At 33.8% G+C, this 16,581-nt stretch carries 19 protein-coding genes; all 19 read left to right on the top strand.

The features are described 5' to 3' along the window. The first annotated feature begins 323 nt into the window (after positions 1-323). The 19 genes from AST02_RS13930 to glmU all read left to right on the top strand — a co-directional run bounded on the left by AST02_RS13930 (position 324) and on the right by glmU (position 16,493). Positions 324-1,667 (top strand): lysine decarboxylase, encoded by a 1,344-nt coding sequence (locus AST02_RS13930; RefSeq protein ID WP_069818271.1) that lies wholly within the window; start codon positions 324-326, stop codon positions 1,665-1,667. Position 1,668: 1 nt separating this feature from the next. Further along, a complete protein-coding gene (gene tmk / locus AST02_RS13925; RefSeq protein ID WP_069818270.1) occupies positions 1,669-2,286 on the top strand; it encodes a dTMP kinase in 618 nt (205 codons plus the stop codon). A gap of 26 nt (positions 2,287-2,312) precedes the next feature. Then, positions 2,313-2,642: a cyclic-di-AMP receptor gene (locus tag AST02_RS13920; protein ID WP_002508726.1), complete on the top strand. Its 330-nt coding sequence runs from the start codon at positions 2,313-2,315 to the stop codon at positions 2,640-2,642. Positions 2,643-2,777: 135 nt separating this feature from the next. Beyond that, positions 2,778-3,704, top strand: a complete 927-nt coding sequence (locus AST02_RS13915; RefSeq protein WP_069818269.1) for a DNA polymerase III subunit delta' C-terminal domain-containing protein — start codon at positions 2,778-2,780, stop codon at positions 3,702-3,704. 2 nt (positions 3,705-3,706) lie between these two features. Beyond that, complete coding sequence (locus tag AST02_RS13910; protein WP_069818268.1) at positions 3,707-4,510, top strand: PSP1 domain-containing protein; 804 nt, start codon at positions 3,707-3,709, stop codon at positions 4,508-4,510. A 15-nt stretch (positions 4,511-4,525) separates the two neighbouring features. After that, on the top strand, positions 4,526-4,867 hold the full coding sequence (gene yabA, locus AST02_RS13905; RefSeq protein WP_002508729.1) for a DNA replication initiation control protein YabA: 342 nt from the start codon (positions 4,526-4,528) through the stop codon (positions 4,865-4,867). 121 nt (positions 4,868-4,988) lie between these two features. Then, entirely contained in the window at positions 4,989-5,714 is a 726-nt protein-coding gene (locus tag AST02_RS13900) for a tRNA1(Val) (adenine(37)-N6)-methyltransferase (RefSeq protein WP_069818272.1), read from the top strand. After that, a complete protein-coding gene (locus AST02_RS13895) occupies positions 5,707-5,955 on the top strand; it encodes a GIY-YIG nuclease family protein (protein ID WP_002508731.1) in 249 nt (82 codons plus the stop codon). The genes AST02_RS13900 and AST02_RS13895 overlap by 8 nt, the downstream gene beginning before the upstream one ends. 3 nt (positions 5,956-5,958) lie before the next feature. Then, positions 5,959-6,801: a 16S rRNA (cytidine(1402)-2'-O)-methyltransferase gene (gene rsmI / locus AST02_RS13890; protein ID WP_069818267.1), complete on the top strand. Its 843-nt coding sequence runs from the start codon at positions 5,959-5,961 to the stop codon at positions 6,799-6,801. A gap of 329 nt (positions 6,802-7,130) precedes the next feature. Next, positions 7,131-9,113, top strand: coding sequence for a methionine--tRNA ligase (gene metG / locus AST02_RS13885; protein ID WP_069818266.1), 1,983 nt, complete (start codon positions 7,131-7,133; stop codon positions 9,111-9,113). A 25-nt stretch (positions 9,114-9,138) separates the two neighbouring features. Beyond that, complete coding sequence (locus AST02_RS13880; protein WP_069818265.1) at positions 9,139-9,912, top strand: TatD family hydrolase; 774 nt, start codon at positions 9,139-9,141, stop codon at positions 9,910-9,912. Positions 9,913-10,050: 138 nt separating this feature from the next. Next, entirely contained in the window at positions 10,051-10,599 is a 549-nt protein-coding gene (gene rnmV, locus AST02_RS13875; RefSeq protein WP_069818264.1) for a ribonuclease M5, read from the top strand. A 3-nt stretch (positions 10,600-10,602) separates the two neighbouring features. After that, positions 10,603-11,493: a 16S rRNA (adenine(1518)-N(6)/adenine(1519)-N(6))-dimethyltransferase RsmA gene (gene rsmA, locus AST02_RS13870; RefSeq protein WP_069818263.1), complete on the top strand. Its 891-nt coding sequence runs from the start codon at positions 10,603-10,605 to the stop codon at positions 11,491-11,493. 99 nt (positions 11,494-11,592) lie between these two features. Beyond that, on the top strand, positions 11,593-11,856 hold the full coding sequence (gene veg / locus AST02_RS13865) for a biofilm formation stimulator Veg (RefSeq protein ID WP_002508737.1): 264 nt from the start codon (positions 11,593-11,595) through the stop codon (positions 11,854-11,856). 344 nt (positions 11,857-12,200) lie between these two features. Then, complete coding sequence (gene ispE / locus AST02_RS13860; protein WP_069818262.1) at positions 12,201-13,049, top strand: 4-(cytidine 5'-diphospho)-2-C-methyl-D-erythritol kinase; 849 nt, start codon at positions 12,201-12,203, stop codon at positions 13,047-13,049. Positions 13,050-13,067: 18 nt separating this feature from the next. Further along, positions 13,068-13,892, top strand: coding sequence for a pur operon repressor (gene purR, locus AST02_RS13855; RefSeq protein WP_002508739.1), 825 nt, complete (start codon positions 13,068-13,070; stop codon positions 13,890-13,892). A gap of 18 nt (positions 13,893-13,910) precedes the next feature. Continuing rightward, positions 13,911-14,285, top strand: coding sequence for a RidA family protein (locus tag AST02_RS13850; protein ID WP_069818261.1), 375 nt, complete (start codon positions 13,911-13,913; stop codon positions 14,283-14,285). A gap of 65 nt (positions 14,286-14,350) precedes the next feature. After that, positions 14,351-14,659, top strand: coding sequence for a septation regulator SpoVG (spoVG, locus tag AST02_RS13845; RefSeq protein ID WP_002508741.1), 309 nt, complete (start codon positions 14,351-14,353; stop codon positions 14,657-14,659). Positions 14,660-15,137: 478 nt separating this feature from the next. Beyond that, on the top strand, positions 15,138-16,493 hold the full coding sequence (glmU, locus tag AST02_RS13840; RefSeq protein ID WP_069818260.1) for a bifunctional UDP-N-acetylglucosamine diphosphorylase/glucosamine-1-phosphate N-acetyltransferase GlmU: 1,356 nt from the start codon (positions 15,138-15,140) through the stop codon (positions 16,491-16,493). Positions 16,494-16,581 lie beyond the last annotated feature (88 nt).

Below are 16,581 nucleotides of genomic sequence, written 5' to 3'. Positions count from 1 at the left end.
CTTAACTACCAAAAACAACTGGTTTAAAATATGAACACATAAGCTGAAGCTCATGTGTAAGAACTACTAATCCCAATGAGATTGGGAAGTAGTTCTTTAGAAGCTGACGAACTCAGCGAAAGACGCGACGAGCTTACAAGCGGTAAGTGAGTAAGTGTCTTTTTTTTGAGTGAAAAATTAGTGAAGCTTGATTAAAGACAAATTTTTTTATATGCAGTACATTTAGGATTAGAGATAGGGACAAACACATATTCCACTCTCTATATGTTAAAATATAATGAACTATAGGAGCTGGAATTATTGTTTGAAAAGCGAGGATACATATGAAATTACCATTAACTAATAAACTTAATGATATATTAAATAGAAATCCGATTTCGATGCATGTACCTGGGCATAAAAATATGACAATCGGTTATTTAGAACAATTAAATTTTAAAATGGATATGACTGAGATTACAGAATTAGATGATTTACATCACCCTGATGAAGTGATAGCACAAAGTATGGAAGGTTTAGAGAAACATCCTGACTATGATGCATATTATTTAGTCAATGGGACTACGTCTGGGATTTTATCAGTAATCCAAGGATTTTCAGGACAAGAGGGGCATTATTCCATAGTTCGGAATGCACATAAATCTGTATTTCATGCTTTGGATTTAACATCAGAGCAGTGTCAATTATTGGAAATGAAAATGAGTGAAAAAACGAACCAATATTTAGGTCCGAATTTGGATGCATTTTTTTCTCAAATAGAACAAACTAAATTAGCAATTCTTACATATCCTAATTATTATGGTGAGTGTTTTGATGTATCTATTGCTATCAAAGGTCTAAAAGAGCACAATATACCTGTATTGATAGATGAAGCACATGGTGCTCATTTTGATTTAGAAGGCTTTCCCAATTCCACTTTAAATATGGGTGCGGATTACGTAGTGCAATCGTATCATAAATCATTACCAGCACTAACAATGAGTTCTATTATATTTATTCATAAGAATGCACCGAGACGGGAAAAGGTTATTAAATATTTGTCCTATTTTCAATCTTCAAGCCCTTCCTATCTATTAATGACGAGTTTGGAATTAGCGCATCAGTTTTATAAAGATTATAACAGTCATCTCTTTTTTGAAAAAAGAGGTCAATTAATTCAAGAGTTAAAAGAAATTGGAGCTGAAATCGTTAAAGTTGAAGATCCACTGAAATTGAATATACGTTGTAATGGTTATACTGGTTTTGAATTACAAAAGCATTTTGAAACTAAAGATATTTACGTTGAACTTGCTGATGAACATCAGGTATTGTTCGTTTTGCCTTTATGGCATAAGGAAGATACATATCCATTTGATTTATTAATAGAAAGAATACGACAGATTGAGTTGGAAGAGAGAGACACACAATCACCTGCTCAGTCCGCGTTTAGAACTGAAGAAGGTACATACCAAGCGGGCGATATAGTTGATACAAAAAGTATCAATATTAGTCATGCTGAATCTAAAGTTTTAGCAACAAATATCGTTCCATATCCTCCTGGCATCCCTGTTATGTTTAAAGGAGAAAAAATTACAGAAAATATGATAAAATTAATGAATTATTGGTATGATAATAATATAAGAGTAGAAGGAATTAAAAATTATAAAATAGAAATTAAGGATGAATAAAATGTCAGCTTTTATAACTTTTGAGGGCCCAGAAGGTTCAGGTAAAACTACAGTCATTCAACAAGTGGCAGAACGGTTAGAAACAGAGTATGATGTTGTACTTACTAGAGAACCTGGTGGTGTTAAAACTGGAGAGCAAATACGTGAAGTATTACTTGAAGGTGACGATATGGATGAGCGCACTGAAGCCTTATTATTTGCGGCGTCAAGGCGAGAACATCTTGTTGGTAAAGTTATACCATCATTAGATGAGGGCAAGTTAGTATTATGTGATCGTTATATAGATAGTTCATTAGCTTATCAAGGTTATGCACGGGGTATAGGAATAGAAGAAGTGAAATCTATTAATGAATTTGCTATCAATGGTTTATATCCAGATAGAACCATTTACCTTGATGTGAGCGTGGAGGTAGGTCGTGACCGTATACAAAAAAATCAGCGAAATCAAAATCGCTTAGATCAAGAAGATGTAATATTTCACGAAAAAGTAGTTGAAGGTTATAGGAAAATTATTCATAATGAGTCTAAACGTTTTATTGTGATTGATGCAAATCGAAGTTTAGAAGAAGTAGTAAATGCGACGTATAAATCTATCAGCAAATACTTAGAAAAATTGTGATATAATATTTGGAAGAGGTGTTTAGTATGAAAATGATTATAGCAATTGTACAAGACCAGGATAGTCAGGAACTGTCGGATAAACTTGTTAAGCATAATTTTAGAGCAACAAAACTTGCAACCACTGGTGGATTTTTAAGAGCTGGTAATACTACGTTCTTATCTGGTGTTGAAGATGATCGCGTGGATGAGATGTTGAAAGTTATCAATGATACTTGTGGTAACAGAGAGCAACTTGTCTCACCTATTACACCGATGGGTGGTAGTGCAGATTCTTATATACCGTATCCGGTTGAAGTAGAAGTTGGAGGAGCAACGGTATTTGTAATGCCTGTTGAAACTTTCCATCAATTCTAAAATCATGGTTGCTTAATATAGTAGCCTCTCAAATTACATTTTAGCTAAAGAGATTTACCTATGGTGATCTTTAGAATGTTTTTTGTAGAGCAACTATATATAAGCAGCCTTTTTATATAAAGGAGTAACTTTATAATGGATGAACGAGAAAGACTGACGAAAGCCTATCAATCAAATAAATTGTCACATGCTTATTTATTTGAGGGTGATGATGGTCAGACAATGCAACAAGTCGCTATTGATTTTACGAAACTTATTTTATGTAATCAAGACAATCAATGTCAGTTAAAGGTAGAAACATTTAATCATCCTGATTTTATGTATATATCCTCTGAAGAGACTACAATAAAGAAAGATCAAATAGAACAGTTATTACATCATATGAATCAATTACCAATAGAAGGTGACTATAAAGTATATATTATTGAATCCTTTGAAAAGTTAACAATTCAAGGTGAAAATAGCATTTTGAAATTTTTAGAGGAACCTCCTGAAAATACCATCGCCATCTTATTAACTACGAAACCTGAGCAAATCTTAGACACAATACATTCGAGATGTCAGCATGTTTATTTTAAACCTATTAATAAAGCTAATTTTATAAATAGATTAGTAGAGCGTGATATTTCGCGTCCAGTAGCTGAATTACTAAGTACATATACTACGCAAATTGAAACGGCAGTTACGCTAAATGAAGAAGCAGATTTAATGGCGCTACGTAAAAGTATTATTAAATGGTGCCAATTACTTTTAACAAATCGACCTATGGCATTGATTGCTATTGTAGATTTATTGAAACAGGCTAAAAACAGAAGGTTACAAATGGTCACATTAGCTGCAGTTAATGGTTTCTTTCAAGATGTTATGCATGCTAAAGTAGGGATGACTGATGATATGATATATCAAGATTTACAAGTCGATGTACAAGAATATACGAAAAAACTAACATATAATCAAATTATTTTGATGTATGATCAAATAACAGAAGCACATAAAAAGTTGAATCAAAATGTGAATCCAACTTTAGTGTTTGAGCAAATCGTAATAAAAGGGGTGAATTAGTTATGCAAAATGTAGTAGGCATTGATTTTCAAAAGTCAGGAAAAATGGAGTATTATTCGCCTCAACACTTTAATTTAGCTGTAGGAGACTGGGTGGTAGTAGAGTCTAAAAGAGGCTTAGAGATGGGGCGTGTAAAATACGAACCATTAAATGTTGCGGATCAAGATGTAACGCTACCATTAAAAGAAATCGTACGTATTGCAACTGAAGAAGATTTAGTTAGATATGAACAAAATGAGCAAGCTGCAAAAGAAGCTTTGGAATTGTGTAAAGATACGATTCAACAACAACAATTAGAAATGCGTTTGGTTAACTGTGAATTCACATTAGATAAATCAAAAGTAATATTTAATTTTACTTCAGATGAACGTGTTGATTTTAGAAAACTCGTAAAAGTCTTGGCACAGAAGTTGAAAACACGTATTGAGTTAAGACAGATAGGTGTTAGAGACGAAGCAAAATTATTGGGTGGCATTGGACCATGTGGACGTTCTTTATGTTGTTCAACATTTTTAGGTGATTTTGAACCAGTATCTATAAAAATGGCTAAGGACCAAAACTTATCTTTAAATCCAACTAAAATTTCGGGAGCATGTGGACGTTTGATGTGTTGTCTCAAGTATGAAAATGATTATTATGAGGAAGCACGTGCACAATTACCTGATGTTGGTGATCCGATTGAAACACCAGAAGGTAACGGTAAAGTGATAGGGTTAAATATTTTAGACATTTCCATGCAAATTAAAGTGGAAGGCCTAGAGCAACCACTAGAATATAAAATGGAAGAATTAGAAACGTTTAATTAGGAGGCCGTTGCAACATTGAATCGAAGCGAGATATTTGAAAAGTTAGCACATTTAGAAGAAAATATTAATCAAATCAACGGTGATATGGTTAATTTGAAAAATCTTACTGTCGAACTCATAGAAGAAAATGTAGCCTTACAAATAGAGAATGAAAATCTAAAAACTTTAATAGATAAAGAAGAAAAACCTAAAAAAATAGAAAGTGGTCATAAAGCACAATATAAGCGACCACTTCGCAGTAAAGATAATTTAGCGATGCTTTATAAAGAGGGTTTTCATATTTGTAATGGTGAGTTATTCGGCAAACATAGAAAAGGTGACGACTGTTTATTTTGTTTGGAAGTGCTGAGTGAATAATTGAAAGAACAAAATTGCCTATAAAACAATATGGAGGAAATGTGATTGAGGATGAGATGTAGCGATAGGCTTGGTTATTAAGCATCGCAGTCTCGTCCTTTTTTTGGAGGATATAATGAATATGCATATGGAAAATGAAAGATTAGATTATTTAATTAAAGAAAAACTAGAAATTATTCAAAATGATGATGTGTTTTCTTTTTCAACAGATGCTTTACTACTTGCACATTTCACAAAATTAAAAAAACAGGATACAATCATGGATTTGTGTTCGGGTAATGGCGTGATACCTTTATTACTTTCTGATAAAGGACAGCAGGCTATAGATGGAATTGAAATACAACAACAACTCGTAGATATGGCACAACGCAGTATCGTACATAACCATCTAGAAAATAGAATTCAGATGCATCATATGGATTTGAAAGAGGCACACAAACAGTTTAATCCAGCGAAATATAGTCTTATTACTTGTAATCCACCGTACTTTAAAGAGAATCAAGCGTTCCAACATCAGAAAGAAGCACATAAGATCGCACGACATGAGATTATGTGTACATTAGAGGATTGTTGTTTTGCAGCAAGACATTTACTGAAACAAGGTGGACGCTTTGTGATGGTACATCGAGCAGAACGTCTTATGGATGTCTTAAGCTATATGAGAGCATACCAGATTGAACCTAAGAAACTTTATTTCATCTATAGTAAGCAAGGCAAAGTTGCGCAAACAATTGTTGTTGAAGGTAGAAAAGGTGGCAATCAAGGGCTAGACATCCAAACGCCATTTTACATATACAATAATGATGGAACGTATACTAAAGAAATGAGAGAAATATATTATGGATAAACATTATATATATATTGTTAAGTGTAAAGATGGAAGTTTATATACTGGTTATGCAAAAGATATAGAAAAAAGGGTAGAAAAGCATAATAAGGGACAAGGCGCCAAATATACTAAAATAAGACGTCCAGTAGAGTTAGTTTATCAAGAAATGTTTGATACGAAATCAGAAGCTTTAAAACGAGAATATGAAATAAAAACGTATTCTAGGCAACAAAAATTAGTATTAATAAGTGAGGGATAACTAATGGCGACACTATATTTAGTAGGAACACCCATAGGGAATTTAGCAGATATTACATATAGAGCTGTAGATATTTTAAGGTCGGTGGATTTGATTGCTTGTGAAGATACAAGAGTGACTAAAAAGTTATGTGCACATTATGATGTTCAAGCACCCCTGAAATCCTATCATGACCACAATAAGGAACAACAAACGGATTACCTAATAGAACAACTGCAGCAGGATGTTAGCATAGCGCTTGTATCAGATGCAGGCTTACCATTGATTAGTGATCCGGGTTACGAACTTGTTGTTGCAGCGAGAGCAAATGAAATTAGAGTGGAAACAGTGCCAGGTCCTAATGCTGGATTGACGGCACTGATGGCGAGTGGCTTACCCTCATTTACTTATACGTTTTTAGGGTTTTTACCACGAAAAGAAAAGCAGAAATTAGATATTTTAGAGCAGCGGATGTTTGAAGATAGTACGCTAATTATTTATGAATCGCCACATCGTGTGAAAGAGACGTTGAAAACAATTCAAAAAGTAGATGAAACTAGAAAAGTTTCACTAGGTAGAGAATTAACTAAAAAGTTTGAGCAAATTGTCACAGGAGAAGTTGGAGAATTACTAAACCAGCTTAATGAAAATCGAATTCCAACTAAAGGTGAATTTGTTGTAGTCATTGAAGGTGCGATAGCTGAAGAAGATACGTCATGGTTTGAAGATATGTCGATACAAGCACATGTGGATTACTATATAAATGAAAATATGAAACCTAAATCTGCAATTAAACAAGTTGCTGAAATGCGTCATATGAAGACTGGCGAAGTTTATGATATTTATCATGAGGTTTCCAATAATTAATCTAAGTCAGATGGATTATTCTTAGGATAAAGTTTCTAAGATAAAGCGAAGAACTTTTACAGGATAAAATCACGTTTAATCAAGAGAAATGAGTTGAAAAACTCCCATAACACGCGTGATTTATGGTAATGTAGACAAGATAGAGATTATTAATCATATTAAAATTTTAGCAAAATTAAGTCATGAAAAGTCCGATGTGAATAGTAATCTATCCATATCATTTTAAAAGTGGCTAAATTAGAAAACGAAATAAAAAACATACATCTGTTTCATTGAGGGAAAAATGAATTTAGATATATTTAAAGCGTAGGAAACGAGGAGGAACATTGATGGCGAAAGAAACATTTTATATCACTACACCAATATATTATCCAAGTGGGAATTTACATATCGGTCATGCATATACAACAACAGCTGGTGATGTAATCGCACGTTATAAAAGAATGCAAGGCTATGATGTTCGTTATTTAACAGGTACGGATGAACATGGTCAAAAAATACAGGAAAAAGCACAAAAAGCTGGAAAATCTGAATTAGAATATTTGGATGAAATGATAGCAGGCATTAAAGATTTATGGAATAAATTAGAAATCTCAAATGATGATTTTATTCGTACAACAGAAGCACGACATAAAGAAGTGGTACAACAAATTTTTGAACGTTTATTAAAGCAAGAAGATATTTATCTTGGTGAATATGAAGGTTGGTATTCTGTACCAGATGAAACTTATTATACGGAGACGCAATTAGTGGATCCGATATTTGAAAATGGTGAAATCGTTGGCGGTAAAAGTCCAGACTCAGGTCACGAAGTAGAATTAGTTAAAGAGGAAAGTTATTTCTTCAATTTATCTAAATATACAGATCGTTTATTAGAATTTTACGATGAAAATCCTGATTTTATTCAACCACCTTCACGTAAAAATGAAATGATTAATAATTTCATCAAACCAGGGTTGGAAGATTTAGCAGTTTCACGTACATCATTCGATTGGGGCATCCATGTGAAATCAAATCCTAAACACGTTGTTTACGTGTGGATTGATGCGCTTGTGAACTACATTTCTTCATTAGGTTATTTATCAGATGATGATAGCTTATTCAAAAAATATTGGCCGGCAGATATTCATATCATGGCGAAGGAAATTGTGCGTTTCCATTCAATTATCTGGCCAATCTTGTTGATGGCATTAGATGTTCCACTACCTAAGAAAGTCTTTGCTCATGGCTGGATTCTTATGAAAGATGGCAAAATGAGTAAATCTAAAGGTAATGTGGTCGATCCTAATGTACTTATAGATCGTTATGGACTAGATGCTACGCGTTATTATTTAATGCGTGAATTACCATTTGGTTCAGATGGTGTCTTTACTCCTGAAGGTTTCGTTGAACGTACAAATTATGATTTAGCGAATGACTTAGGTAATTTAGTTAATCGTACGATTTCTATGGTTAATAAGTATTTCGATGGCGAATTACCAGCATATCAAGGTCCAAAACATGAGTTGGATGAAGATATGGAGCAAATGGCGATAGACACAGTGAAGACGTTCCATGAGAATATGGACGATTTACAATTCTCAGTAGCACTTTCAACGGTTTGGAAGTTAATCAGCCGTACTAATAAATATATTGACGAAACATCGCCGTGGGTATTAGCAAAAGATGAGAGTCAAAAAGACATGCTAAGTAATGTTATGGCGCATTTAGTAGAAAACATTCGTATTATAGCAGTGTTATTAAGACCATTCCTTACGCATGCACCAAAACAAATTTTTGAACAGTTGAATATTAATTCACCTGAATTATATGAATTTGATAGCGTGAAACAATATGGTGTTTTAACTGCACCAATTGTTGTTATTGATAAACCACAACCTATCTTCCCACGCTTAGATAGTGATGCAGAAATTGATTATATTAAACAATCTATGCAGCCAGAAAAAGCGGCAGAAGTTTCAGAAGAAACTGAAGAAGTACCTAGTAAGCCACAAATTGATATCAAAGACTTTGATAAGGTAGAAATTAAAGCTGCTACGATTACGGATGCTGAACAAGTTAAAAAATCTGATAAATTATTGAAAATCCAAGTCGATTTAGATAGCGAACAACGTCAAATCGTCTCAGGCATTGCAAAATACTATCAACCAGAAGATATTATAGGTAAAAAAGTTGCAGTTGTAACAAATTTAAAACCTGCTAAATTGATGGGTAGAAAATCAGAAGGTATGATTTTATCTGCTGAAAAAGACGGCGTACTGACACTTGTAAGTTTACCAAACGCAATTCCAAATGGTGCAATAATTAAGTAATCACAAATTAAGGGAGCGATATAATATGCTTATCGATACACATGTTCATTTAAATGCAGAACAATATGATGAAGATTTAGAAGCGGTCATTGAACGTGCAAGAGACAATGGTGTAGATCGCATGTTTGTTGTTGGGTTTGATACACCAACAGTCGAGCGTACGATGGAACTCATTGACCAATACGAATTTATCTATGGCATTATTGGATGGCACCCTGTAGATGCGGTTGATTGTACAGAAGAACGATTAGAATGGATAGAAAAGCTTGCAGCACACCCTAAAGTGATTGGTATAGGTGAAACGGGATTAGATTATCATTGGGACAAGTCGCCTAAAGATGTGCAACAAACATTATTTAGAAAACAAATCGCATTGGCTAAACGCGTCAATTTACCAATTATTATTCACAATAGGGAAGCAACGCAAGATTGTATAGATATTCTTAAAGAGGAACATGCTGAAGAAATTGGTGGTATCATGCACAGCTTCAGCGCTTCTCCTGAAATTGCAGATGATGTAATTAATAAATTGAATTTCTATGTATCTTTAGGTGGTCCAGTCACTTTTAAAAATGCGAAACAACCTAAAGAAGTAGCGAAACATGTTCCATTTGATCGATTATTAGTTGAGACAGATGCACCATTCTTATCACCACATCCATATAGAGGCAAAAGAAATGAACCTGTCCGTGTGACATTGGTTGCAGAACAAATTGCTGAATTACGCGGTGTTAGCTATGAGGAAGTTTGCAAACAAACAACTGAAAATGCAGAACGTTTATTTAAATTAGAAGGATAGACACATTACAAAAAAGGTATCGGTCTGAAATAGGGCTTAGTTCATAGAGTAAATGCTAAGTAGTAACCATTATTTGCGACGATACCTTTTTTATTTTTATCTAAAATCGAATTAAAGTGATGAAAGGTGTAACAATAAATGAAGATTAACGAATTTATTGTAGTAGAAGGTAGAGACGATACGGAACGTGTTAAAAGAGCGGTAGAATGTGATACGATTGAAACAAATGGGAGTGCGATTAACGAGCAAACTTTAACTGTTATAGCACAGGCATTTGAAACAAGAGGTGTAATTGTATTAACAGATCCTGATTTCCCGGGTGATAAAATACGTAATACTATTCAAAAACATATACCAGGCGTAAAACACGCATATATCGACAGAGAAAAAGCCAAAAGTAAACGAGGCAAGATTGGTGTAGAACATGCACAACTTGCAGATATTAAAGATGCCTTAATGAATGTAAGTACACCATTTGAAGAAGGACACGAAACAATCAGTAAATCAGTGTTAATTGATTTAGGATTAATAATTGGCAAAGATGCACGCAGAAAAAGAGAAATACTTGGGCGTAAGCTACATATAGGACATTCTAATGGCAAACAATTAATAAATAAGCTCAATGCGTTTGGCTATACTGAAGCAGATGTTAGAAATGCATTAAGTGATAACGAAGGAAGTGAATGATAAGTGGATATTAAAGATGTTGCTACACCATCGCGTACGAAAGCATTGCTCAATCAGTATGGTTTTAATTTCAAAAAAAGTTTAGGACAAAACTTCTTGATTGACGTTAACATTATACAAAAAATTATCGATGCGAGTGATATAGGTGAAAATACAGGTATTATAGAAATAGGACCTGGTATGGGTTCACTTACAGAGCAATTAGCTAAAAAGGCAAAGAAAGTTGTGGCGTTTGAAATTGATCAACGTTTGATACCGGTATTGAAAGATACAATGGGACCTTATGAAAACGTGGAAATTATAAACGAAGATATATTAAAAGCTGATATTGCACATTATGTCACGGAGCATTTAGCAGATTGTGACAATATCATGGTGGTCGCTAACTTGCCATATTATATTACAACACCGATATTATTGAATCTAATGCAACAAGCTTTACCTATCGATGGGTACGTAGTTATGATGCAAAAAGAAGTCGGTGAAAGATTGAATGCCCAAGTTGGAACAAAAGCTTATGGATCACTATCAATTGTTACCCAATATTATACTGAAACAAGTAAAGTGTTAACAGTGCCGAAGACAGTCTTCTTACCACCGCCAAATGTAGATTCAATTGTTGTGAAATTGATGAAGCGTCAGACGCCGGAGGTAGATATAGATGACGAGGATAGATTTTTCAAAATGACAAAAGCTGCATTTAGCCAAAGACGAAAAACAATCAACAATAACTATCAAAGTTTGTTTGTAGATGGTAAAGCGAACAAAGAAATTATTAAAAAATGGTTGGAAACTAGCGATATAGATCCAAGAAGACGTGGAGAAACGCTTTCAATAAAAGAATTTGCAAAATTATACAATGAATTGAAAAATTTCACAGAATTAGCATTTTAAATTATTGACAAGCTTGAGTTACATTGCTAAAATTGATGTTTTGTTTGACAAAAGCTCGCGATTTGTGTTATTATACAACTTGTAGCGAGGTGGAGCAATATGCCAAAATCTATTGGAGACATCAAAAATTCACTTGATTGTCAATTAGGAAACCGAATCGTACTTAAAGCGAATGGTGGTCGTAAGAAAACAATTGAGCGTAGTGGTGTGTTAAAAGAAACGTACCCTTCTGTTTTCATTGTCGAGCTAGATCAAGAAATTTACAACTTTGAGCGTGTATCTTATACATACGCTGACGTTTTAACTGAAAACGTACAAGTTTCTTTTGAAGATGATAATCAGCAAGAAGCAATTGCACACTAAATAAAAGTGATTTAAATAAAGTTCGTCTCTTAGGAGTCATACTTTTTAATTTAAACTTTAATATTAAGATCATTAAATGAAAAGGTATGTTGGTGTAACTTCGCCAACATACCTTTTTCTGTGCCACAATTTATGGTGTAGGAAATGGATATAATTTTAATAGAAGCGTACTATATTGTAGAATAGTAAATTAAGAAATGATTTATTGTCCAATATAGTTAAATGTATATTTATAAAAATATTTATCAAAATATCGAAAATAAGTTTTAAAAAACAGACAATGCAACTATAACAATATGTTAAAATCATTTTATTACCATATCGAATTGGAAGAGGGTGGGAATATGATTTATGAAACAGCTCCGGCAAAGATTAATTTAACGCTGGATACACTCTTTAAACGAGATGATGGTTTTCATGAAGTTGAAATGATTATGACGACGATTGATTTAAATGATCGCTTGTCATTTGAACTACGCAACGACAAAAAAATAGTTGTTGATGTAGAGCAAACTTACGTTCCCTCCGATAATAAAAATTTGGCGTATAAAGCTGCAGAATTAATGAAAAGAAATTATAATTTAAAGCAAGGTGTCACAATCACTATAGATAAGAACATACCTGTGTCAGCAGGGCTTGCAGGAGGCTCTACTGACGCTGCAGCTACAATGAGAGGGATGAATCGCCTGTATGAGCTAAATAGACCGTTAAATGAGTTGTGTGAGCTCGGTATTAAGATAGGCACAGATATCCCTTTTTGTATTTTTGGTAAAACAGCATTATGTAGAGGTAAAGGTGAACGTATTACGTTTCTGAATAAACCTCCATCAGCATGGGTTGTTGTAGCAAAACCAAATTTAGGTATATCTTCTCCGAGTATTTTCAAAAAATTAGACTTAAATAAGCCGCATCATGTGGATACGACAACTTGTAAATCAGCTTTAATTTCAGGAGATTATGAATTACTTTGCAAAAGTCTTTCAAACCGATTGGAACCTGTCTCGGGTAAGATGCATACTGAGATTTTAAAAATAAAAGAAAATATGTTAGAAAATGGTGCGGATGGTGCTGTTATGAGCGGAAGTGGCCCATCTGTTTATGGACTAACACAAAAAGAACGCCAGGCAAGACATGTTTACAATGCAGTCAATGGCTGTTGTAATGAAGTGTATATAGTAAGATTATTAGGCTAGTGAGAAGGGATGAGTTAAATGCGCTATAAAAGAAGCGAACGAATTGTTTATATGACACAATACTTGATGAATAACCCTAATAAATTGATACCATTAACTTATTTCGTACAAAAATTTAAACAAGCGAAATCATCTATAAGTGAAGATGTTCAAATTATTAAAACCACATTCCAAAAAGAAAAATTAGGGACAGTGATTACCACAGCTGGGGCTAGTGGCGGTGTGACGTATAAACCTGAAATGAGTAAAGAAGAAGCGAGTGAAGTCATTGATGACGTTATCGCACAACTCCAAGAGAAGAATCGTTTGCTACCAGGTGGGTATTTATTCTTGTCTGATTTAATGGGAGACCCGACGTTACTTAACCGTGTCGGAAAACTGATCGCTACACTTTATATGGATGAAGAATTAGATGCAATCGTTACGATTGCTACGAAAGGTATTTCTCTTGCCAACTCAGTAGCTAACGTATTGAATTTACCAGTAGTTGTCATTCGAAAAGATAACAAAGTGACTGAAGGTTCTACGGTATCAATTAATTATGTGTCTGGATCTTCTCGAAAAATTGAAACTATGGTGTTATCCAAGAGAACATTACCAGAAAATTCTAATGTCCTTGTAGTAGATGATTTTATGCGCGCAGGTGGATCCATCAATGGTGTGATGAATTTAATGAACGAGTTTAAAGCACATGTGAAAGGGGTATCGGTACTAGTAGAATCAAAAGAAGTTAAACAAAGATTAATTGAAGATTATACTTCCTTAGTTAGATTATCTGATGTAGATGAATACAATCAGGAATTTAAAGTGGAGAAAGGCAACAGTTTAACTAAATTTTCTTAAAGGAGCGATTACGGCATCATGAAAACGATTAATACAACCAAAGCACCGGAAGCGTTAGGGCCATACTCACATGCAACAGAAGTAAATGGTCTAGTATTCACATCTGGACAAATCCCATTAAATTTAAATGGAGAGATTGTTAGCGATGATGTAAAAGAACAGACGACACAAGTCTTAGAAAATTTAAAAGTTGTACTAGACCAAGCTGGATCAGATATAGATTCGGTTATAAAAGCTACTATTTTTATTGCTGATATGAATGAATTTCAAAATATAAATGAAGTTTATGGCAAATATTTTGAGCATCATCAACCTGCGAGAAGTTGCGTTGAGGTAGCGAGACTACCTAAAGATGTTAAAGTAGAAATAGAAGTAATTGCACAAGTGAAGTAAGGATTTATAATTTTTAATAAAATTGTTAAGCTTCTAACAAAGAGATACTATGGGGGGCTCACTACATGAAAGTGACAGATGTAAGACTTAGAAAAATACAAACAGACGGAAGAATGAAAGCGCTTGTTTCAATCACTTTAGATGAATCATTTGTGGTACATGATTTACGCGTTATTGAAGGCAACACAGGTCTATTCGTCGCAATGCCAAGTAAACGTACACCAGATGGTGAATTCCGAGATATCGCACATCCAATCAATTCAGAAATGAGACAAGAAATACAGGATGCTGTGATGAAAGTATATGAAGAAACTGATGAGGTCATCCCTGATAAAAATGCTCAATCATCAGAAGATACTAATGAGGAAGCTTAATTTAATTATTTGAGATTATAGTGAATTTAATATCGTTTTAAAGAAGATTGAATTTCTAAAACTGGGAAATTCAATCTTCTTTATTTATGTAAGCGTGACTAAAACATAAAATATTAAAATTATTTACAAAATGTAAAGGTGACAAAAATTATAATTTTGAAATTTATAATAAATAACCAAAACTTACATGTTTTTACTTAACTATATTATTATGAATGAAACAAATGTCTAAAGAAGTGACACCGTATGTTTCATTCATAATAATATGTTAGAAATTATCGATAATAAGAAAAGTTACTGTAGAAAATGAAGCGGCTTTCAAAACCTAAATAGATGACAAATACTATGCACTTTATTTATAACAATTGTAATAAAAAACGCGTTAATAAAAAACATTGGCACTTTGAGCCTTGAAAGTGTGACTAGCGTTAAATTATAATAATAAAGAAGTGTATATTTTAATGGAGGGTTAACATACATGCAAAGACATGCAATAGTACTCGCAGCTGGTAAGGGTACACGTATGAAATCAAAGAAATACAAAGTACTACATGATGTCGCTGGCAAATCAATGATTGAACATGTCGTGGATAACGTTAAACAATCTGGCGTAGAACAGCTAGTAACAATCGTAGGTCATGGCGCAGAAAGCGTGAAAGAAACATTAGGCGATGCATCGCTTTATAGTTTTCAAGAAGAACAATTAGGTACTGCTCATGCCGTTAAAACGGCTAGTGAACATTTAAATGATAAACAGGGCACAACGTTAGTAGTTTGTGGAGATACACCATTAATTACGACAGAAACACTTAAATCTTTAATTGAACATCACGAAAATAACCAAGCACAAGCTACTGTATTAACAGCTACAGCAGCAAACCCATATGGTTATGGCCGAATTATACGTGATGCAGACAATCAATTAGTTAAAATAGTCGAACAAAAAGATGCAACAGATACAGAACAACAAATTAATGAAATTAGTTCAGGTATTTTCGCATTTGACAATCAAATGCTATTTGAAAAGTTAGAGTTAGTGAATAACAATAATGTACAAGGCGAATACTACTTGCCTGATGTACTTTCATTAATTTTAGAAGATAAAGGCACAGTAGGTATTTACCATACAAATGATTTTGAAGAAATTATGGGTGTAAATGACCGAGTGATGTTGAGTGAAGCAGAAAAAGCATTTAGAAAACGCATCAACGAATTTCATATGAGAAATGGTGTAACAATCGTGGATCCATCAAATACTTATATCGGTGCAGATGTAACTATTGGAGAAGACACAATTATAGAACCTGGAGTTAAACTTGCAGGACATAGTGAAATTGGAGAAGAGACAGTTGTAGGACAATATACGGAAATCACGAATAGTAAAATAGGTGATAATGTTACAATTAAACATTCAGTGATCAATGAAGCAATGGTTGATGATTATGCGATAATTGGACCGTTTGCACAACTTCGTCCAGGTACAGACTTAGGCAAAAAAGTGAAAGTCGGCAACTTTGTTGAAGTTAAAAAATCAGTCGTAAAAGCGGGAGCTAAATTACCTCACTTGAGTTATATTGGTGATGCAGAAATAGGCGAACGTGTGAATCTTGGCTGTGGTTCAATCACAGTAAACTATGATGGTATTAACAAATTCAAGACGGTTATTGGTAATGATTCGTTTATAGGGTGCAATACGAATCTGGTAGCACCTATTACGTTAGGCGAACGTTCTTTAATTGCTGCTGGCTCTACGATTACTGATAGTGTACCAGAAGACAGTTTAGCATTAGCGAGAGCTAGACAAACAACCAAAGAAGGTTATTTGAAAAAATAAAAGGTGTATGTTTAGACATGCATGCTTGAACTGTTAAACTTAATGTAATTGAGTAACTTGTTAACCACAAAATGCTTTATATTGAAAA

The sequence above is a fragment of the Staphylococcus equorum genome (genome assembly GCF_001747895.1).
Taxonomy (GTDB): domain Bacteria; phylum Bacillota; class Bacilli; order Staphylococcales; family Staphylococcaceae; genus Staphylococcus; species Staphylococcus equorum_A.
The sequence above is the reverse complement of the archived record's forward strand: the minus strand, read 5'-3'. Positions and strand labels throughout refer to the sequence as shown.